Consider the following 16,741-nt stretch of genomic DNA (forward strand, 5'->3'; position numbering starts at 1 on the left):
TCATGGCCGTCATCAAGATGAAACCCACTTCGCCGGGCCAGCGCGGCGCGGTGAAGATCTCGCGGGACCACCTGTACAAGGGTGCGCCGCACGCTGCCCTGCTGGAACCCCAGTTCCAGAAGGCCGGCCGCAACAACAACGGTCACATCACGACCCGTCACAAGGGTGGTGGCCACAAGCACCACTACCGCGTGGTGGACTTCGTGCGCAACAAGGACGGCATCCCGGCCAAGGTCGAACGCATCGAGTACGACCCGAACCGCACCGCCCACATCGCGCTCGTGTGCTACGCCGATGGCGAGCGCCGCTACATCATCGCCCCGCGCGGCCTGGAAGCAGGTGCAACGCTGTTGAGCGGTGCGGAAGCCCCGATCCGCGCCGGCAACACGCTGCCGATCCGCAACATTCCCGTGGGTTCGACGATCCACTGCATCGAACTGCAGCCCGGCAAGGGCGCGCAGATCGCCCGTTCGGCCGGTACCTCGGCCACGCTGCTGGCCCGCGAAGGCGTCTACGCCCAGGTCCGCATGCGCTCGGGTGAAGTTCGCCGCGTGCACGTCGAGTGCCGCGCGACCATCGGTGAAGTCGCCAACGAAGAACACAGCCTGCGCCAGCTCGGCAAGGCCGGTGTGAAGCGCTGGATGGGTATCCGCCCGACCGTTCGCGGCGTGGTGATGAACCCGGTCGACCACCCGCACGGCGGCGGCGAAGGCAAGACCGGCGAAGGCCGTCATCCTGTCGATCCGTGGGGCAATCTCACCAAGGGTTATCGCACCCGCAACAACAAGCGCACGCAGGTCTTCATCGTGTCGCGTCGCAAGAAGTAAGGGACAGCACAATGACTCGCTCTCTCAAAAAGGGTCCGTTCGTCGACCACCACCTGGTGGCCAAGGCCGACAAGGCCGTGACGACCAAGGACAAGAAGCCGATCAAGACCTGGTCGCGCCGCTCGATGGTCTTGCCCGAGTTCATCGGCCTGACCATTGCCGTGCACAACGGCAAGCAGCACGTGCCTGTCTATATCACCGACCAGATGGTCGGCCACAAGCTCGGCGAATTTGCGCTCACGCGCACGTTCAAGGGGCACCCCGCGGACAAGAAAGTCCAGAAGAAGTAAGGAACGACCATGTCTGAAACACGTGCAGTCCTCCGCGGCGTCCGCCTTTCGGTCGACAAGGGCCGTCTGGTCGCCGACCTGATCCGCGGCAAGAAGGTCGATCAAGCGCTCAACATCCTGCAGTTCACGCAGAAGAAGGCCGCTGTGATCGTCAAGAAGGTGCTCGAGTCGGCCATCGCCAACGCCGAGCACAACGACGGTGCCGACATCGACGAACTGAAGGTCAAGACCATCTACGTCGAACAGGGCGCCACGCTCAAGCGCTTCACCGCGCGCGCCAAGGGTCGCGGCAATCGCATCAGCAAGCCGACGTGCCATGTGTACGTGACGGTCGGCAACTAAGAGGCTGGAAGAAATATGGGACAGAAAATCCACCCCACCGGCTTCCGCCTCGCGGTCAGCCGTAACTGGTCCAGCCGCTGGTACGCAAGCAACCGCGACTTCGCGGGCATGCTGGCCGAAGACATCAAGGTGCGCGAGTACCTGAAGAAGAAGCTCAAGAACGCGTCCGTGTCGCGCGTGCTGATCGAGCGTCCCGCCAAGAACGCACGCATCACGATCTACTCGGCACGTCCGGGCGTCGTGATCGGCAAGAAGGGCGAGGACATCGAAAACCTCAAGCGCGAACTCGGCAAGCAGCTGGGCGTGCCGGTCGCAGTGAACATCGAAGAAGTGCGCAAGCCCGAAATCGATGCGCAGCTGATCGCCGACAGCATCACGCAGCAGCTCGAGAAGCGGATCATGTTCCGCCGCGCCATGAAGCGCGCCATGCAGAACGCCATGCGTCTGGGTGCCCAGGGCATCAAGATCATGTCGGCCGGGCGCCTGAACGGCATCGAAATCGCCCGCACCGAGTGGTACCGCGAAGGCCGCGTGCCGCTTCACACGCTGCGCGCCGACATCGACTACGGCACCTCGGAAGCCAAGACCACCTACGGCGTCATCGGCGTCAAGGTCTGGGTCTACAAGGGCGACACGCTGGGTCGTAACGACCTGCCGGCCGTCGAAACGCCGCGTCCCGAAGAAGAGCGCCGCCCGCGTGGCCCGCGCCGCGATGGCCGCCCCGGTGGCGACCGTCCCGGTTCCGACCGCCGCGGCCCCGGCCCGCGCGCCGGTGCCCGTGGTCCGATCGGCGGCAACGTCGCTCCGGCCGACGGCAGCGACAAGCCCGCAGAAGCCACTGGTGGTGCCCCGGCAGCACCGGGTGCAGACTCGAAACCCGCCGTTAAGCGCGTGCGCAAGCCCGCGCCAGCTGCAGCAGCTGACGGTGCCAAGAACGAGTGATCGTTCTTAGATCCACGGAGTAACAAACATGCTGCAACCTGCACGCAGAAAGTTCCGCAAGGAACAAAAGGGCCGCAACACCGGCATCGCGACCCGCGGCAACGCGGTGTCCTTCGGTGACTTCGGCCTGAAGTCGATCGACCGCGGCCGCCTGACGGCGCGCCAGATCGAAGCCGCTCGTCGCGCGATCTCGCGCCACGTCAAGCGCGGTGGCCGCATCTGGATTCGCGTGTTCCCCGACAAGCCGATCTCCCACAAGCCCGCCGAAGTGCGGATGGGTAACGGCAAGGGCAACCCCGAGTACTACGTCGCCGAAATCCAGCCTGGCAAGGTGATCTACGAGATCGTCGGCGTGCCCGAAGAACTCGCCCGCGAAGCGTTCCGCCTGGCTGCCGCCAAGCTGCCGCTGCGCACCACCTTCGTCGCGCGCCAGCTCGGCGCCTGATCGAGGAGAACACTGATGGCAACACGTAAGAAGAAGGACGCCGCGGCCACGCCGGCCAAGGCGTCGAAGGCGCAAGCGCTGCGCGACAAGGACGTCGCCGGCCTGCAGACCGAAATCAAGGATCTGCAGAAGGCCCATTTCGGCCTGCGCATGCAGAAGGCTACGCAACAACTGTCGAACACGTCGACGCTGCGCGTCACGCGCCGCGACATCGCGCGTGCCAAGACCATTCTTGCGCAGAAGCAGCAGCAAGAAACCCAAGCCGCCAAGTAAGGAGTGAACATGACGGAAGCTAAAAAATCCCTCAAGCGCACCTTGATCGGCAAGGTGGTCAGCGACAAGCGCGAGAAGACCGTGACCGTGCTGGTCGAGCGTCGTGTGAAGCACGAGCTCTACGGCAAGATCGTGGCCAAGACGAGCAAGTACCACGCCCACGACGAAAAGGGCGAGTACAAGATGGGCGACACCATCGAGATCACCGAAAGCCGGCCGATCTCGAAGTCGAAGAACTGGGTCGTGACCCGCCTGGTCGAAAAGGCCGTGCTGGTCTGATCCCCCGGCGATACAGCCAAAGCAAAAGCGGCCCACAATGTGGGCCGTTTTTCTTTTTCAGGAGCAGTTCAGATGATCAAAGTCGGCGACACCCTTCCTCCCGCGACCCTGCAGGAATATTCCGAAGTCGAAGGCGAGGGTTGCAGCATCGGGCCGAATCCGGTCGACGTGGCCAAGGCGGCCGCAGGCAAGACCATCGCGCTGTTCGCGCTGCCCGGCGCCTTCACGCCGACCTGCTCGGCCAAGCACGTGCCGGGCTACGTGCAGCACTTCGAGGACTTCAAGGCCGCCGGCGTCGACGAGATCTGGTGCGTGAGCGTCAACGACGCCTTCGTCATGGGCGCCTGGGCGCGCGACCAGAAGACCGGCGCCAAGGTGCGCATGCTGGCCGACGGCAGCGCCGCCTTCGCGAATGCGACCGGCCTGACGCTGGACCTGACGGCGCGCGGCATGGGCGTGCGCAGCAACCGTTATTCGATGCTGGTGAAGGACGGCAAGGTGGCGACGCTCAACGTCGAAGCGCCCGGCAAGTTCGAGGTCAGCGACGCCGACACGCTGCTCGCACAAGCACGCGGCTGAGCACTCGCGAGCTTAAAGATCCACCTTGAGGTAGTGCGACCCCGCGATGGGGTTGTGATAGTACGGCGGCACCTCTTCGAAGCCCAGATCTTCATAGAGGGCCCGCGCCGATTCCATGTCGTCGAGCGTGTCCAGCAGCACGCAGGCGTATCCGGCGCCGCGTGCCGCGTCCAGCATGGCTTCGGCCAACTGGCGGCCGAGCCCCAGGCCGCGGAAGGCGCGCCGCACGTAGAGCCGCTTCATTTCGGCCGCGTTCGGATAGTCGGTCGTGTCCAGGGGGCGCAGCGCGCAGCAACCGGCGACATGGGCCAGGCCGCCCTGCGCCCGTTGAATCAAAGGCACATCGGCCATCGCGGCCGCGTCCTTGATGTCGACCAGCGCCAGCAGCAGCGCGCCGCGCGGCTCCGCGTAATCGCCGGGAAGATTGGCGAGCTCCTCGTCGAAGTTCTGGAAGCACAGATCGATGCCCAGCGAGGCCGCGTAGTCCTTGAAGATCGCGCGCGTCGCCTCGATTTCCTGCCTTTCGTCGGGCGTGATCAGCACGATGTCCGGCGTGTCCGCCAGGGGCAGGGGGCGTGAAGCAGAGAAGCTCATGCTCTGAGCGACGCGATCCACGCCGCAAAGGCCGCGCACACCGCGAACACCACCAGGGCCAGCAGCCGCGAGGCGGCATCGTCGCGGCTCGGTGCGGCGCTGCCGTCCACCAGCAGCTTGTCACCCGAGATCATCGGCCGCACCAGGCGGCGGCGCCTGATGAGCACGTAATAGAGCACCGCCAGCACATGCAGGCCGACCAGCGCAATCACGGTCCATTTGCCCTGTGTGGTGTGCCACCCTGTGGCCAGGCTCACCGTCGCGCCGGAGACGAAGCGTGTGAGCGGGCCGGACGCGGTGATTTCGTCGTCGGCCACCAGGCCGCTCGCGACCTGCAGCGCCAGGATCGCAAGCAGCGCGAAAACCGAGAATGCACCGAGCGGCGAATGGCCGATGAGGTGGTCCGGGTGAGCACGCCCGCGCAGGTAGTTCATGACCGAGCCGGGCGAATAGATGAAGGCAGCGAAGCGCGACCAGCGCCCGCCGATGAAGCCCCAGACGAGGCGAAACAGCAGGAGCGAAAGCACCGTGTAGCCCCCGCGAAAGTGCCACTCCATGATGCCGGCCAAGCCGGTCACGACCTGGCTGATCACCGCCGCCGTGAGCGCCCAGTGAAACACGCGCGTCGGCAGGTCCCAGACCCGCGTACGGGTCGCGCTGGCGTCACCCAGGCTCGCGCGGCGCGTGCTGGGCTCGAAGGTGTCGGACATCGGGAGGATGGGGTGCGCGAGGCTGCGGGAAACGCAGATTAGCAAAGTCGCGGCCGTCGCGCCTTCGGGTTGTCTCTATGCACGGCGCTCGCCCAGCCCCTGGACACTTGTCGCGGCGCCAGCCCCATGGCGCTTTCTAACAAGGAAACACGATGAATCGCCTTGCCTCGTTCACCCTGGCTGCGGCCGGTGCCGCGCTCTGCCTGCCTGCGATCGCCCAGTTTGCCAAGAAAGAAGACGCCATCAAGTATCGCCAGAGTGCGATGTTCATCCAAAACCAGCACGTGGCCCGCCTGGGCGCCATGGCCAGCGGTCGCGCACCCTATGACGCGGCGGCAGCGGTCGCCAATGCCCAGGTGGTGGCCGAGATTTCCAAGCTGCCCTGGGCCGGATTCGCCCCCGGGACCGAGGGCGGCAAGGCCAAGCCGGAAATCTGGAAGGAGCAGCCGAAATTCAAGGAGTTCAACGAGAAGCTGATGGCCGAGACCAGCAAGCTCCCCGCCGCTGCCGGCAACCTGGATACGCTCAAGGCCGCGATGGCATCGGTGGGCGACACGTGCAAGTCGTGCCACGACACTTTCCGCAAGGACTGATCAGGCCGCTCAGGCCTCGGCCAGCAGCTTCTCGATCAGCTTGTGCAGCTCGGCAAAGTCGGGTTCGCCCACATAGCGCTTCACGATCTCGCCGCGCTTGTTGACGATGTAGGTGGTGGGCGTGAGCTTCACGTCGCCCCAGGCCTGCGCCACCGCGCCGGTGTTGTCGATCGCCACCTTGAACGGCAGCTTGCGGGTTTCGACGAAGTTGACCACATAGCTCGGCGGGTCGTAGCTCATGGCCACCGCCAGCGTGTCGTAGCCCCGGGCCTTGTACTTGTCGTAGGTGGCGATCACCTTGGGCATCTCGGCCACGCAGGTGACGCAGCTGGTGGCCCAGAAATTGACCAGCGTGACCTTGCCCTTAAGATCGTCCGTGCTCTTCTTGCTGCCGTCGAGCAGCACGAAGGTCGATGCCGGCGCCGCCGACACTCCCGTACTCAGGTACACGCCCACGCCGACGGCCAGGGCGATCGCGATAGCGGCGGCGTAGATGATTTTTTTCATGGGAGAACGATGGATGGACCGCCGAGATTTTAGTTCCGCCTTCCTGGCCGCGCCCGCCGCCCTGGCATTGCTGGCCATGCGGCACGCTCATGCGCTGACGATCGACGATCTCAGCGCCGGCGACGCCTCGAAGGGGCTCAAGGCCGCGCTCGAGAAGGGCGCCACCGCGGCGGTCAGCCTGCTGGGGCGGCAGGACGGCTTTCTGGGCAATCCCAAGGTCCGCATTCCGCTGCCCGGCTACCTCGAAGACGCGGCCAAGATGCTGCGCGTGGTGGGCCAGGGCGGCCGCATCGACGAACTCGTGACCGCGATGAACCGCGCTGCCGAGCAGGCGGTCCCGGCCGCCAAGGACCTGCTGGTGAATGCGGTGCGCACCATGAGCGTGGCCGATGCCAAGGGCATCCTGGTCGGCGGCGACACCTCGGTCACCCAGTTCTTCGCCAACAAGACCCGCGCGCCGCTTACCGAGCGCTTCCTGCCCGTCGTGACCTACGCCACGGTCAAGGTCAAGCTGGCCGAGAAGTACAACAGCATCGCCGGCAAGGCGGCCGGCTACGGCCTGGTGAAAAAGGAAGACGCCAACATCCAGCGCTACGTGACCGGCAAGTCGCTCGACGGGCTCTACCTCATGATCGGCGAGGAAGAACGCAAGATCCGCCAGGACCCGGTCGGCAGCGGCAGCGCCATTCTGCAGAAGGTGTTCGGCGCATTGCGTTGATGCTCTTTTCGTTCCGTCCCCGATTCGCGGCGCTCGCCCTGGCCGCTGCCGCCCTCGGCGCCTGCAGCCCGGTCTTCAATTGGCGCGAAGTCCCGATCGGGGACGACGGCTTGATCGCGCTCCTGCCTTGCAAGGCCGACCGCGCGACGCGCATGCTGCCGCTCGGCGCCGAGCTGATCAGCGTCGACGTGACCGGTTGCGAGGCCGGCGGTGCCACATTCGCCGTCGCGCATGCCGCGGCCAGCGATGCGGCGCAGGCCGAGTCCTGGATGCGCGCCTGGCGTGCGGCAACGCGCACGCAGCTGGCCGGTGCCCCGATGGCCGAGGCGCCGGCCGTGCTGCCCCGGGCCACCGACACGCCCGGGCCCATGCGGCTCGAAACCCAGGCCGGCGCCAGCGCGCCGACCCACGTGCTCTGGTTCGCCCAGCAGCGCGCCGGAAAGATGGCGCTCTACCAGGCGACCGTGCTCGGCAAGCCTTCTTCGCCCGAGGCGCGCGCCATCTTTTTCGAGGGATTGCGTCTTCCGTGAGCGGCGTTCTTGCAGGCCGCGGCCGGATCGCCGCGGTCTTCCTGGCCTTTGCTTTCGCCTACTTTCTCTCGACGCTGGTGCGTGCCATCACCGCCACGCTGTCGCCCACGCTGACGGCGGATTTCGAGCTCCATTCGCGCGACCTCGGCTTGCTCGCGGGGGGCTATTTCCTCGGCTTCGCGTTCACGCAACTGCCGATGGGCAACTGGCTCGATCGCCACGGCCCCAAGCGCGTGATCCTCTGCTTCCTGGCGGTGGCGGTCGCCGGCTGCCTGCTGTTTTCGATGGCGACGCAGTTCTGGCTGCTGCTGGCGGCGCGCGTGCTCACCGGCGTAGGCGTCAGCGCCTGCCTCATGGCGCCGTTGACCGGCTACCGCCGCTGGTTCGACCCGGCGCTGCAGCTGCGCAGCAACTCCTGGATGCTCATGATCGGCTCGCTCGGCCTGGTCGCCGCCACGCTGCCGGTGCAATGGCTGATGCCGCTGGTGGGCTGGCGGCCGCTTTTCTGGCTGCTCGCGGCCGGCGTGCTGGTTTCGATGCTGGTGATCGCCTGGGCGGCGCCGACCTGGGACAACGCCGCCCACGCCGCGAACGTTCAGGAAGTTGCGACGCCTCGCCAGGTCGCCGGCTACGCCGCCGTGTGGCGCGATCCTTTTTTCCGCAAGCTCATGCCGATCGGTTTCTTCAATTACGGCGGCTTCGTCGCCATGCTGACGCTCTGGGTCGTCCCGTGGCTCACGCGTGTCGCCGGCTATGCGTCGGCCCAGGCCGCGGATGCACTGTTCTGGATCAGCATCGCGATGCTCGTCACTTACTGGCTCTGGGGTGCCGCCAACCCGTGGCTGGTGCGCCGCAGCATCGCCGCTGCCCGGCTGATCGGCTGGGGCCTGCCGCTCGCCATGGCGGCCCTGGCCGCCATTCTGGTGCTCGGCCCCGCGGCGGGCACCGTGGCCTGGGCGATCTTCCTCTGCAGCTCGACCGTCGTGGCGCTGGCCCAGCCCGCGGTCGCGATGGCGCTGCCCGCCTCGCTGGCGGGGCGCGCCCTCTCGGCGTACAACCTGGTGGTGTTTCTCGGCGTTTTCGTGGTTCAGTGGGGCGTCGGCCTCTTGGTCGACCTGTTCGGTCGCGCCGGCCTCGACACCGTGGGCGCCTTCCGTGGCGCGCTGGGCCTGTTTCTGGGATGCTGTTTGTTGTCTTATTTCTACTTCCTGTGGGCGCCCCCGCATAATCGACGGACTGCCCTCCGACCCGCATGAATAGCATCTTCATCATCGCCCACTCGCCGCTCGCCCAGGCGCTGCGGCAGTGCGCGCTGCATGTGTTCCCCGACAGCGAGGCCTCGGTCGTCGCGCTCGACGTGCTGCCCAATGTGTCGCCGGACGAAACCCTGGCAGCGGCGCGCATCACGCTGGCCCAGCTGCAGCGCACGCCGCGCTCGCAGGTGCTGGTGCTGGCCGACGTGTTCGGCGCCACGCCCTGCAACGTGGCGCAGAAGCTGGTCGACGGCGTACGCTCGCGCCTCGTGGCCGGCGTCAACCTGCCGATGCTGCTGCGCGCGGTGAGCTACCGCAACGAGCCGCTCGAAACCCTGGTGCAGCGCGCGCTCACCGGCGGCACCGCGGGCGTGATGCAGGTGGCGGTGGCGGCACCCCAGAATCAGGCAAGAAGAAAGCACAGTGACGAAGACATCCGTGACCATCAGCAATAAGCTGGGGCTGCATGCGCGCGCCTCGGCCAAACTCACCAAGCTCGCCGGCAGCTATCCGTGCGAGGTCTGGCTCGCGCGCGGCGACCGCCGCGTCAATGCCAAGAGCATCATGGGCGTGATGATGCTGGCCGCGGGCATCGGCGTGACGGTCGATATCGAAACCGACGGGGAACGGGAACAGGAGGCGCTGGACGCCATCGTTGCCCTCATGAACGACAAATTCGGAGAAGGCGAATGACCTTTGCCGTCCATGGGCTGCCGGTCGCCCGTGGCATTGCGATCGGACGTGCCGTGCTCGTGGTCTCGAGCCGCATCGATGTGGCTCACTACTTCATCAAGCCCGAGCAGATCGAGACCGAGATCGACCGCGTGCGCACGGCGCGCAACGCGGTGGCCGAGGAACTGCAGAAGCTGCAAGCCAGCGTCGCGCTGATGGGGCCGAACGACGCGCCGCACGAACTCGCGGCGCTGCTCGAAGTGCACCAGATGCTGCTGCAGGACGAGGTGCTGACCGGCGGCGTCAAGCACTGGATCGTCGAGCGCCTCTACAACGCCGAATGGGCGCTCACCACGCAGCTCGAGGTGATCGCGCGCCAGTTCGACGAAATGGAGGACGAGTACCTGCGCGAGCGCAAGGCCGACCTCGAACAAGTGGTCGAACGCCTGCTGCACCGCATGAAAGGCACGGCCGCCGTGCTGGCCCCGACCCCGCCGCGGCGCAAGCGCAGGGCCGAGGACGACGACGCCGATCCGACCACCAACGACGCCATCGACGCGCCGCTGGTGCTGATCGCGCACGACCTCTCGCCGGCCGACATGCTGCAGTTCAAGAAGAGCGTGTTCGCCGGCTTCGTAACCGATGTCGGCGGCCGCACCTCGCACACCGCGATCGTCGCGCGCAGCATGGACATCCCGGCCGTGGTCGGCGCGCGCAGCGCGAGCCAGCTGGTTCGGCAGGACGACTGGGTCATCATCGATGGCGACGGCGGCGTGGTGATCGTCGACCCCTCACCGATCATCCTGGCCGAGTACGGCTTCAAGCAGCGCCAGAACGACCTCGAGCGCGGGCGGCTTTCGCGCCTGCGCCACAAGCCGGCCGTCACGCTGGACGGCCAGCGCGTCGACCTGCTGGCCAACATCGAGATGCCCGAGGACACCATCGGCGCGGTCAAGGCCGGTGCGGTCGGCGTCGGCCTGTTCCGCAGCGAGTTCCTGTTCATGGGCCGCGAAGCGCAACGCCTCACGCGCCTGCCCGACGAGGAAGAGCAGTACCAGGCCTACAAGCGCGCGGTCGAGGGCATGCAAGGCATGCCGGTCACGATCCGCACCATCGACGTCGGCGCCGACAAGCCGCTCGACGGCAAGTCGGTGCGCGACGACGGGCATCTGAACCCGGCACTGGGCCTGCGCGCGATCCGCTGGAGCCTGGCCGATCCGGCCATGTTCCTCACGCAGCTGCGCGCCATCCTGCGCGCCGCCGCGCACGGCGAGATCCATCTGCTGATCCCCATGCTCGCGCATGCGAGCGAGATTCGCCAGACGCTCTCGCTGATCGACTTCGCGCGCGCCGAGCTCGACAACCGCGGCGTGGTGCACGGCAACGTGAAGCTCGGCGCGATGATCGAGATCCCGGCCGCGGCGCTCACGCTCAAGACCTTCCTGAAGTACTTCGACTTCCTGTCGATCGGCACCAACGACCTGATCCAGTACACGCTGGCCATCGACCGCGCCGACGAGTCGGTGGCGCACCTCTACGACCCGGCCCATCCCGCGGTGCTGCGCCTGGTGGCCGATACCATCGCCGAGTGCCGGCGCCAGGGCAAGGGCGTGAGCGTGTGCGGCGAAATGGCGGGTGACGTCATGTTCACGCGGCTCCTGCTGGGCATGGGGTTGCGCAGCTTCTCGATGCACCCCTCGCAGATCCTGGCCGTCAAGCAGGAGGTGCTGCGCGCCGACACGAGCAAGCTCGAAGCCTGGGCGCAGCAGGTGCTCGAGGCCGAGGAGCCGGCCGCCGCGCTCACGCCGGCCGCTGCGCCGCAATAAAACGAAACACGGCGAAACCGCCGCGAAAGGACTTCGCGGCGGCGCAATCGCACCATCGAGTCTTCCTGATCGACGTCCGATCAGTTCTCAAGGAAGACTCTCATGAAACCCTGGTTCAAACGTTCACTTTTCGGTTTCGCCGGTGCGGCGCTCGTCGCGGGCAGCCTGGTCGGCTGCGGTCATCGCCATGGCTGGAGCGGCGCTTCCGAGCAGGACCGCGCCGAGTTCCGCGCCAGGATGGTCGAGCGCGTGGGCAGCAAGCTCGATCTCGATGCCGCGCAGAAGCAGAAGCTCACGGTGCTGACCGAGAAGCTGCAGGCCCAGCGTGCCGCGCTGCGCGGCGGCGGCGATCCGCGCGCCGAGTTCCGCGCCCTGTTCGCCGGCGCCAAGCTCGACCAGGAGCGAGCGAAGAAGCTGGTGGAAGACAAGACCGCCGCCATCCAGGTCGGCAGCCCCGAGGTGATCGCGGCCGCGGCCGACTTCTTCGACAACCTGAACCCGGCACAGCAGCAGAAGGTGCGCGAGTTCATGGAGCGTCGCGGTCGCTGGGGGCGCCATGGCTGAAGCATCTGCGCCGCGTTTCGTCGCACCGCGGGCGCCGAGCGCGCCCTGGGCCCGGCAAGCCCCGATCGAAGGCTCGTCGTCCGGCGCCACGCTGGGCGGCGTGCGCATCGTGCTGCGCCTCGAAGGCCTCGTTGTGCTCGCGGCGGCCGTGGCCGCCTACATGCACCTGGGCGCGGGCTGGGGCGCCTTCGCGATGCTGTTCCTGCTGCCCGATCTGTCCTTCCTCGGCTACCTCGGCGGTCCGCGCGTGGGCGCCATCGCCTACAACGCTGCGCACTCGTACATCGGGCCGGTCGCGCTGCTGGTGCTGGGCTTCGTCGGCGACGTGCCTGCCGCACTGGCCCTCGGGCTGATCTGGTGCGCACACATCGGCCTCGACCGTGCGCTCGGTTATGGGCTCAAGTACGGCAACGAGTTCGGTGCCACGCACCTTGGCCGCATCGGGCGCGCCGACCCATGGTGAGCACGGCGATCCGATGCCGGCGGGGCTGATTCCCGAGCTATGTGTTCGCCGGTATGCACAATCGCGGAATGCCCCGCATCCTGCTGATCGACGACGACGAGCACCTCGCCGCGCCGCTGGCCAGTTACTTCGCGCGTTTTGACTGCGCGCTCGAGAGCGTCACGCGCCCGAGCGAAGGCCTCGCGAAGCTGCGCGCCGGCCACTACGACGCCGCCATCCTCGACGTGATGCTGCCCGAGATGGACGGCTTCGCGCTGTGCCGCGAGATCCGCAAGGAGAGCGACATCCCTATCGTGATGCTGACCGCGCGCGGCGACGTGATGGACCGCGTGGTGGGCCTCGAGCTCGGCGCCGACGACTATCTGCCCAAGCCCTTCGAGCCGCGCGAGCTGGTGGCGCGCGTGCAGACCATCCTGCGCCGCCAGCGCGCGCCGGCGCCGGCCGCGGCCACGCAGCGTCGCGTGTTCGAGGGTTTGTCCATCGACCTCGACAAGCGCGAGGTGCTGCGCCAGGGCGAGCGCGTGGAACTGACCGGCACCGAGTTCGAACTGCTGGCGCTGCTGGCCGACCAACCCGGCAAGGTCTGGAGCCGCGACGACATCCTCAACCGCCTGCGCGGCCACGAGGCCGAGCTCTACACGCGCGCGGTCGACATCGTCGTGAGCCGGTTGCGCAAGAAACTGGAGCCGCTGGACTGCATCAAGACCCTGCGCAACGCGGGCTACACGCTCGCCGTCGGCAAGGGCCCGCCGTGAGGCGCAAGCACGGCACGCCGCGCCAGTGGGGCCATCGGTGGCGCCATTCGCTGCGGCTGCGGCTGATCACGGTGTTCGTGCTGCTCGCGATGGCGATGGCGGCCGTGTTCCTGAGCGGCATGCAGCGTGCGTTCTCCAGCGGCTGGCGCGAGGCGGCCCAGCCGCTGGTCGCCGACTACATGGACCGGCTGGTGGCCGAGCTCGGCACGCCGCCCGATGTCGCGCGCGCCGAGGCGATGGTGCTTCGGCTGCCGATCTCGATCCGCATCGAAGGCCCCAAGGTCAACTGGGATTCGCATCCCCAGCGCCGCTGGCGCGGCTTCGGCCCGCGCAGCGGCGACTGGCTCACGCGCAGTACCGCCGACGGCCACCGCGTGAGCTTCGGCCTCGGCACCCTGCCGTGGCAGCGCGAGCCGCACGGCATCGGCTGGATCACGCTGGCGCTGCTGCTGGGCCTGATCGTGCTCGCCTACGTCTATGTGCGCCGGCTGCTGCGGCCGCTCGACGACATCCGCGCCGGCGCCGAGCGCTTCGGCCGCGGCGTCTTCGACCAGCCGATCCCGCTGCGCCGGCGCGACGAGCTGGGCGACCTGGCGCAGCGCATCAACACCATGGCGCACGACATCCAGGCCATGCTCGACGCCAAGCGCGCGCTGCTGCTGGCGCTGAGCCACGAACTGCGCTCGCCGCTGACGCGCGCCCGGCTCAACGCCGAGCTGCTGCCGGCCACGCCCGAAGGCGAGACCGAACGCGCCGCGCTCTTGCGCGACCTGGCCGAGATGCGCGACCTGATCAGCGACCTGCTCGAAAGCGAGCGCCTGGCCAGCCCGCATGCGGCGCTGCAGCGCGAGCCGGTGGATCTGGCGGCGCTGGTGCGCGAGGTGGCGGGCGAACACCCGGAAGGCAAGCGCGTCGTGCTCGACCTGGCCTCCAGGCTGCCGGCACTGGCGCTGGACCGCCTGCGCATCCGTCTGCTGGTGCGCAACCTGCTCGACAACGCGCTGCGCTACGGCGCCGAAGCCGCCGAGCCGCCGCACATCGCGCTGCGCGCGGCGGGGCAGGGCGGCATCGAACTGGAAGTGCGCGATTTCGGGCCCGGCGTCGCGCCCGCGCAGCTCGAGCGCCTGACCGAGCCCTTCTATCGCACCGACAGCGCACGCCAGCGCGCGACCGGCGGCGTCGGGCTCGGCATGTACCTGTGCCGGCTGGTGGCCGAAGCGCACGGCGGCACGCTCCGCGTGCGCAATGCGCAGCCGGGCCTCGCGGTCAGCGTCGTGCTGCCTGGCGCCTGAACTCGCTCGGGCTGCCGCCGGTGTGTTCGCGGAACACGCGGCTGAAATGCGAGAGGTTGGAAAAGCCCGAGGCCAGTGCGATGTCGGTGATCGGCCGTGCCGCGTTGGCCGGATCCACCAGGTCGCGGATGCAGCAGGCCAGGCGCTGGTGGAGGATGTAGCCGGCCAGCGTGTCCTCGTCGCCGGCAAAGGCGTTGTGCAGATGGCGCTTGCTGCAGCGCAGCGCCTGCGCAATGCCGTCGATGGAAAGTGCAGGATCGCGCAGATGCTGCGCCACGTGCTGGCGGATGCGGTCCTTCAGCGCCTCGCGCTGGGTGCGCGGCGTTTCCTGGCCGGCCAGCTCCATCAGCGACAGCCGCACCAGCTGGATGATCAGCTCGCCCGCGCCGCGCGCCGCCGCCTCGCTCATGTAGGGCAGCTCGAGGTAGGTGTTGCGCATGGTCTCCAGCGCCACGCGCGAGATGCCGCTTGCGCCGCCCACTCGGCGCGCCACCAGCTCGCCCAGCGGCAGGTCGGGCACCGCCAGCTGGTCCTTGGGCAGCATCACGATCAGGTGGTCGCTGCGCTCTGGGTTGGCCACCGTGTAGTCGGCGGTGGTGTCGTAGAGCGTCCAGCCGCCGGTGCGCACCGAGGCCTCGCGGCCGCGCTGCGTCACCGCCGCCGAGCCCTGCCAGGGCGCGACGATCTTCAGGTACGCGGCCTCGCTGCTGCGCGCCATCTGCGGGGTGCGCAGCACGCGGTGGCGATTGGCTTCCAGCCGCGTGAGGATCACGTCGCCGGCATGCGACGCCGCGATGTGGCCATCGAACTCGCTGTCGCCGTAGAGCTCGGAATCGAGGCCGCCGAAATGGCGCCAGACCCATTCGCGCCAGACCGGCGCACGCTCGCGCGGCGGAACTTCGTCGGTCGACAGCTGCAGGGAGGCGGTCATGCGCCTATTGTCTGGCGGGCTGCGGCTGGCGGGCTTTGCGGGTTAACCACTAGCGGCGTGCGCGCTGCGTCAAATGCTTTGTGCGCAGGCGGCACAGCGGCGCAGAGTCGCGCTTCCTACGATCGGGGCATCGGACGCAGCTCGACGCCCGCAAGGAGACTCGCCATGACAGACGCCCATCGCCGCCGCTGGATCCAGCAAGCCGCCACCGCCGTCGGCGCCGCCGCCGTCGCGCCGCACCTGTTCGCGCAGGGCGCGCCGGTGAAGATCGGCTATGCCATCGCCCGCACCGGCCCCTGGGCGGCCGGCGCGCAGGTCAGCCAGGAGCCCAACTACCTGCTGTGGGCCGAGCAGGTCAATGCCGCCGGCGGGCTGTCTGTGAAGGGCGCGAAGCGGCCCATCGAGCTCGTCGGCTACGACGACCGCAGCGAGACCGAGACCTGCGTGCGCACCTTCGAGAAGCTGATGGGCAGCGACAAGGTCGACCTCATCCTGCCGCCCTGGGGCTCGGGCGCCAACTTCGCCGTCGCGCCGCTCGCCAATCGCTTCGGCTATCCGATGCTGGCGCCCACCGCGCTCTCGCGCAAGCTGATCGACATGCAGCTGCCATACTTCTTCTCGCTGCTGCAGCAGCCCGACAAGATGATGGGCGCGCTGGTCGACATGCTGGTCGCGAACGGCGTGAAGAGCATCGCCATCGTCTACATGGACGACCTGTTCGGGCTGGAGAACTTCGCCGCCCTCAATGCCGCGCTCAAGAAGACGGGCATCCAGGTGCTGGAGCGCAAGAGCTACCCACTCGGCGTGAAGGACCTGGCGCCGGTGCTGCGCACGATGAAGGACCTGAACCCCGATGCCTTCATCGGCATCACCTACCCGCCCGACACCATCCTCGCTAGCCGGCAGGCGCGCGAGGTCGGCTTCAATCCGAAGTACTTCTACGCTTCCGTCGGCACCGCCTTCCAGCTCTACAAGAACGTGATGGCGGCCAACACCGAGGGCGTGATCGGCATGGGTTCGTGGAACGCCAAGACCAGCCCCGAGGCCAAGGCGTATTTCGATGCGCATACCAGGAAGTTCGGCAAGGAGCCCGACCGCTGGGCCAGTGGCCATTGCTGGGCCGGGCTCGAGATCCTGCAGCAGGCAGTGGCCAAGGTGGGCCTGGAGCGCAAGGCGCTGCGCGAGCAGATCGCGAAGAACGAGTTCAAGACCATCTTGGGGTCGATGCGCTTCGAGGGCAGCGAGAACGCGTCCATCCCCGGCACCGTGGCGCAATGGCAGGGCGGCGAGTTCGAGGTGGTGTGGCCGAAGAACCGCGCCACCGCGCAACTGATGCCGAAGCCGGCCTGGAAATAG

Annotated in this window: 24 protein-coding genes; 20 read left to right on the forward strand and 4 right to left on the reverse strand. The window is 67.8% G+C overall.

Annotated elements, in window-relative coordinates:
• Window positions 1-2 precede the first annotated feature (2 nt).
• The 8 genes from rplB to ACSQ9I_RS02190 all read left to right on the forward strand — a co-directional run bounded on the left by rplB (window position 3) and on the right by ACSQ9I_RS02190 (window position 3,977).
• Entirely contained in the window at window positions 3-827 is an 825-nt protein-coding gene (gene rplB / locus ACSQ9I_RS02155) for a 50S ribosomal protein L2 (RefSeq protein WP_093104747.1), read from the forward strand.
• Window positions 828-838: 11 nt separating this feature from the next.
• Window positions 839-1,117 carry a 30S ribosomal protein S19 gene (rpsS, locus tag ACSQ9I_RS02160; protein ID WP_007838132.1) on the forward strand — a complete coding sequence of 93 codons (279 nt, stop codon included), beginning with the start codon at window positions 839-841 and terminating at the stop codon, window positions 1,115-1,117.
• Between the two features lie 9 nt (window positions 1,118-1,126).
• Window positions 1,127-1,459: a 50S ribosomal protein L22 gene (rplV, locus tag ACSQ9I_RS02165; protein ID WP_019657678.1), complete on the forward strand. Its 333-nt coding sequence runs from the start codon at window positions 1,127-1,129 to the stop codon at window positions 1,457-1,459.
• A gap of 15 nt (window positions 1,460-1,474) precedes the next feature.
• Window positions 1,475-2,401, forward strand: a complete 927-nt coding sequence (gene rpsC, locus ACSQ9I_RS02170) for a 30S ribosomal protein S3 (RefSeq protein WP_093104748.1) — start codon at window positions 1,475-1,477, stop codon at window positions 2,399-2,401.
• 28 nt (window positions 2,402-2,429) lie between these two features.
• The gene (gene rplP, locus ACSQ9I_RS02175) at window positions 2,430-2,846 is read left to right on the forward strand and encodes a 50S ribosomal protein L16 (protein WP_028250943.1); all 417 of its coding nucleotides are present in this window, start codon (window positions 2,430-2,432) and stop codon (window positions 2,844-2,846) included.
• A gap of 15 nt (window positions 2,847-2,861) precedes the next feature.
• Complete coding sequence (gene rpmC, locus ACSQ9I_RS02180; RefSeq protein ID WP_436312118.1) at window positions 2,862-3,119, forward strand: 50S ribosomal protein L29; 258 nt, start codon at window positions 2,862-2,864, stop codon at window positions 3,117-3,119.
• A 9-nt stretch (window positions 3,120-3,128) separates the two neighbouring features.
• Window positions 3,129-3,398 carry a 30S ribosomal protein S17 gene (gene rpsQ / locus ACSQ9I_RS02185; RefSeq protein WP_093104757.1) on the forward strand — a complete coding sequence of 90 codons (270 nt, stop codon included), beginning with the start codon at window positions 3,129-3,131 and terminating at the stop codon, window positions 3,396-3,398.
• A gap of 72 nt (window positions 3,399-3,470) precedes the next feature.
• The gene (locus ACSQ9I_RS02190; RefSeq protein WP_093104760.1) at window positions 3,471-3,977 is read left to right on the forward strand and encodes a peroxiredoxin; all 507 of its coding nucleotides are present in this window, start codon (window positions 3,471-3,473) and stop codon (window positions 3,975-3,977) included.
• Window positions 3,978-3,989: 12 nt separating this feature from the next.
• Here the strand turns inward: ACSQ9I_RS02190 and ACSQ9I_RS02195 are convergent, their stop codons facing one another.
• The gene (locus ACSQ9I_RS02195) at window positions 3,990-4,571 is read right to left on the reverse strand and encodes a GNAT family N-acetyltransferase (protein ID WP_436312119.1); all 582 of its coding nucleotides are present in this window, start codon (window positions 4,569-4,571) and stop codon (window positions 3,990-3,992) included.
• Window positions 4,568-5,281 carry a cytochrome b/b6 domain-containing protein gene (locus tag ACSQ9I_RS02200; RefSeq protein ID WP_436312120.1) on the reverse strand — a complete coding sequence of 238 codons (714 nt, stop codon included), beginning with the start codon at window positions 5,279-5,281 and terminating at the stop codon, window positions 4,568-4,570. The genes ACSQ9I_RS02195 and ACSQ9I_RS02200 overlap by 4 nt, the downstream gene beginning before the upstream one ends.
• 152 nt (window positions 5,282-5,433) lie before the next feature.
• Between ACSQ9I_RS02200 and ACSQ9I_RS02205 the strand changes: the two genes are divergently transcribed.
• On the forward strand, window positions 5,434-5,874 hold the full coding sequence (locus tag ACSQ9I_RS02205) for a c-type cytochrome (protein ID WP_436312121.1): 441 nt from the start codon (window positions 5,434-5,436) through the stop codon (window positions 5,872-5,874).
• A gap of 9 nt (window positions 5,875-5,883) precedes the next feature.
• Here the strand turns inward: ACSQ9I_RS02205 and ACSQ9I_RS02210 are convergent, their stop codons facing one another.
• On the reverse strand, window positions 5,884-6,381 hold the full coding sequence (locus ACSQ9I_RS02210) for a TlpA disulfide reductase family protein (protein WP_436312122.1): 498 nt from the start codon (window positions 6,379-6,381) through the stop codon (window positions 5,884-5,886).
• A gap of 13 nt (window positions 6,382-6,394) precedes the next feature.
• Here ACSQ9I_RS02210 and ACSQ9I_RS02215 point away from each other — a divergent pair, with 13 nt between their 5' ends.
• The 10 genes from ACSQ9I_RS02215 to ACSQ9I_RS02260 all read left to right on the forward strand — a co-directional run bounded on the left by ACSQ9I_RS02215 (window position 6,395) and on the right by ACSQ9I_RS02260 (window position 14,454).
• The gene (locus tag ACSQ9I_RS02215; RefSeq protein WP_436312123.1) at window positions 6,395-7,099 is read left to right on the forward strand and encodes a DUF4197 domain-containing protein; all 705 of its coding nucleotides are present in this window, start codon (window positions 6,395-6,397) and stop codon (window positions 7,097-7,099) included.
• The gene (locus ACSQ9I_RS02220) at window positions 7,099-7,629 is read left to right on the forward strand and encodes a hypothetical protein (protein WP_436312124.1); all 531 of its coding nucleotides are present in this window, start codon (window positions 7,099-7,101) and stop codon (window positions 7,627-7,629) included. The genes ACSQ9I_RS02215 and ACSQ9I_RS02220 overlap by 1 nt, the downstream gene beginning before the upstream one ends.
• The gene (locus tag ACSQ9I_RS02225; RefSeq protein ID WP_436312125.1) at window positions 7,626-8,885 is read left to right on the forward strand and encodes an MFS transporter; all 1,260 of its coding nucleotides are present in this window, start codon (window positions 7,626-7,628) and stop codon (window positions 8,883-8,885) included. Before ACSQ9I_RS02220 ends, ACSQ9I_RS02225 begins: the two co-directional genes overlap by 4 nt.
• A complete protein-coding gene (locus ACSQ9I_RS02230; RefSeq protein WP_093104787.1) occupies window positions 8,882-9,337 on the forward strand; it encodes a PTS sugar transporter subunit IIA in 456 nt (151 codons plus the stop codon). Before ACSQ9I_RS02225 ends, ACSQ9I_RS02230 begins: the two co-directional genes overlap by 4 nt.
• On the forward strand, window positions 9,306-9,575 hold the full coding sequence (locus ACSQ9I_RS02235; protein ID WP_436312126.1) for an HPr family phosphocarrier protein: 270 nt from the start codon (window positions 9,306-9,308) through the stop codon (window positions 9,573-9,575). The genes ACSQ9I_RS02230 and ACSQ9I_RS02235 overlap by 32 nt, the downstream gene beginning before the upstream one ends.
• Window positions 9,572-11,380 carry a phosphoenolpyruvate--protein phosphotransferase gene (gene ptsP, locus ACSQ9I_RS02240; protein WP_436312127.1) on the forward strand — a complete coding sequence of 603 codons (1,809 nt, stop codon included), beginning with the start codon at window positions 9,572-9,574 and terminating at the stop codon, window positions 11,378-11,380. Before ACSQ9I_RS02235 ends, ptsP begins: the two co-directional genes overlap by 4 nt.
• A 102-nt stretch (window positions 11,381-11,482) precedes the next feature.
• Window positions 11,483-11,944, forward strand: a complete 462-nt coding sequence (locus ACSQ9I_RS02245) for a Spy/CpxP family protein refolding chaperone (RefSeq protein WP_093104796.1) — start codon at window positions 11,483-11,485, stop codon at window positions 11,942-11,944.
• Window positions 11,937-12,407, forward strand: a complete 471-nt coding sequence (locus ACSQ9I_RS02250) for a DUF4260 domain-containing protein (RefSeq protein ID WP_436312128.1) — start codon at window positions 11,937-11,939, stop codon at window positions 12,405-12,407. The genes ACSQ9I_RS02245 and ACSQ9I_RS02250 overlap by 8 nt, the downstream gene beginning before the upstream one ends.
• A 68-nt stretch (window positions 12,408-12,475) precedes the next feature.
• The gene (locus tag ACSQ9I_RS02255; protein WP_093105423.1) at window positions 12,476-13,162 is read left to right on the forward strand and encodes a response regulator transcription factor; all 687 of its coding nucleotides are present in this window, start codon (window positions 12,476-12,478) and stop codon (window positions 13,160-13,162) included.
• A complete protein-coding gene (locus ACSQ9I_RS02260; protein WP_436312129.1) occupies window positions 13,159-14,454 on the forward strand; it encodes a HAMP domain-containing sensor histidine kinase in 1,296 nt (431 codons plus the stop codon). Before ACSQ9I_RS02255 ends, ACSQ9I_RS02260 begins: the two co-directional genes overlap by 4 nt.
• Here the strand turns inward: ACSQ9I_RS02260 and ACSQ9I_RS02265 are convergent.
• Window positions 14,429-15,385 carry a helix-turn-helix domain-containing protein gene (locus ACSQ9I_RS02265; RefSeq protein WP_436312130.1) on the reverse strand — a complete coding sequence of 319 codons (957 nt, stop codon included), beginning with the start codon at window positions 15,383-15,385 and terminating at the stop codon, window positions 14,429-14,431. The genes ACSQ9I_RS02260 and ACSQ9I_RS02265 overlap by 26 nt on opposite strands.
• Before the next feature lie 165 nt (window positions 15,386-15,550).
• Here ACSQ9I_RS02265 and ACSQ9I_RS02270 point away from each other — a divergent pair, with 165 nt between their 5' ends.
• Window positions 15,551-16,741 (forward strand): amino acid ABC transporter substrate-binding protein, encoded by a 1,191-nt coding sequence (locus ACSQ9I_RS02270; RefSeq protein WP_436312131.1) that lies wholly within the window; start codon window positions 15,551-15,553, stop codon window positions 16,739-16,741.

The sequence above is a fragment of the Variovorax sp. LjRoot84 genome, from assembly GCF_964254305.1.
Classification (GTDB): domain Bacteria; phylum Pseudomonadota; class Gammaproteobacteria; order Burkholderiales; family Burkholderiaceae_C; genus Variovorax.

Bases quoted from the DNA above. Each gene is read 5' to 3' on its own strand.
- ACSQ9I_RS02265 (WP_436312130.1), bottom strand. From the start codon at position 15,385: ATGACCGCCTCCCTGCAGCTGTCGACCGACGAAGTTCCGCCGCGCGAG.
- ACSQ9I_RS02215 (WP_436312123.1), top strand. From the start codon at position 6,395: ATGGACCGCCGAGATTTTAGTTCCGCCTTCCTGGCCGCGCCCGCCGCC.
- ACSQ9I_RS02220 (WP_436312124.1), top strand. From the start codon at position 7,099: ATGCTCTTTTCGTTCCGTCCCCGATTCGCGGCGCTCGCCCTGGCCGCT.
- ACSQ9I_RS02205 (WP_436312121.1), top strand. From the start codon at position 5,434: ATGAATCGCCTTGCCTCGTTCACCCTGGCTGCGGCCGGTGCCGCGCTC.
- ACSQ9I_RS02255 (WP_093105423.1), top strand. From the start codon at position 12,476: ATGCCCCGCATCCTGCTGATCGACGACGACGAGCACCTCGCCGCGCCG.
- ACSQ9I_RS02190 (WP_093104760.1), top strand. From the start codon at position 3,471: ATGATCAAAGTCGGCGACACCCTTCCTCCCGCGACCCTGCAGGAATAT.
- rplP (WP_028250943.1), top strand. From the start codon at position 2,430: ATGCTGCAACCTGCACGCAGAAAGTTCCGCAAGGAACAAAAGGGCCGC.
- rpsS (WP_007838132.1), top strand. From the start codon at position 839: ATGACTCGCTCTCTCAAAAAGGGTCCGTTCGTCGACCACCACCTGGTG.
- ACSQ9I_RS02250 (WP_436312128.1), top strand. From the start codon at position 11,937: ATGGCTGAAGCATCTGCGCCGCGTTTCGTCGCACCGCGGGCGCCGAGC.
- ACSQ9I_RS02245 (WP_093104796.1), top strand. From the start codon at position 11,483: ATGAAACCCTGGTTCAAACGTTCACTTTTCGGTTTCGCCGGTGCGGCG.
- rpsC (WP_093104748.1), top strand. From the start codon at position 1,475: ATGGGACAGAAAATCCACCCCACCGGCTTCCGCCTCGCGGTCAGCCGT.
- ACSQ9I_RS02210 (WP_436312122.1), bottom strand. From the start codon at position 6,381: ATGAAAAAAATCATCTACGCCGCCGCTATCGCGATCGCCCTGGCCGTC.
- rplB (WP_093104747.1), top strand. From the start codon at position 3: ATGGCCGTCATCAAGATGAAACCCACTTCGCCGGGCCAGCGCGGCGCG.
- ACSQ9I_RS02230 (WP_093104787.1), top strand. From the start codon at position 8,882: ATGAATAGCATCTTCATCATCGCCCACTCGCCGCTCGCCCAGGCGCTG.
- rpsQ (WP_093104757.1), top strand. From the start codon at position 3,129: ATGACGGAAGCTAAAAAATCCCTCAAGCGCACCTTGATCGGCAAGGTG.
- ACSQ9I_RS02200 (WP_436312120.1), bottom strand. From the start codon at position 5,281: ATGTCCGACACCTTCGAGCCCAGCACGCGCCGCGCGAGCCTGGGTGAC.
- ACSQ9I_RS02270 (WP_436312131.1), top strand. From the start codon at position 15,551: ATGACAGACGCCCATCGCCGCCGCTGGATCCAGCAAGCCGCCACCGCC.
- rplV (WP_019657678.1), top strand. From the start codon at position 1,127: ATGTCTGAAACACGTGCAGTCCTCCGCGGCGTCCGCCTTTCGGTCGAC.
- ptsP (WP_436312127.1), top strand. From the start codon at position 9,572: ATGACCTTTGCCGTCCATGGGCTGCCGGTCGCCCGTGGCATTGCGATC.
- ACSQ9I_RS02195 (WP_436312119.1), bottom strand. From the start codon at position 4,571: ATGAGCTTCTCTGCTTCACGCCCCCTGCCCCTGGCGGACACGCCGGAC.
- rpmC (WP_436312118.1), top strand. From the start codon at position 2,862: ATGGCAACACGTAAGAAGAAGGACGCCGCGGCCACGCCGGCCAAGGCG.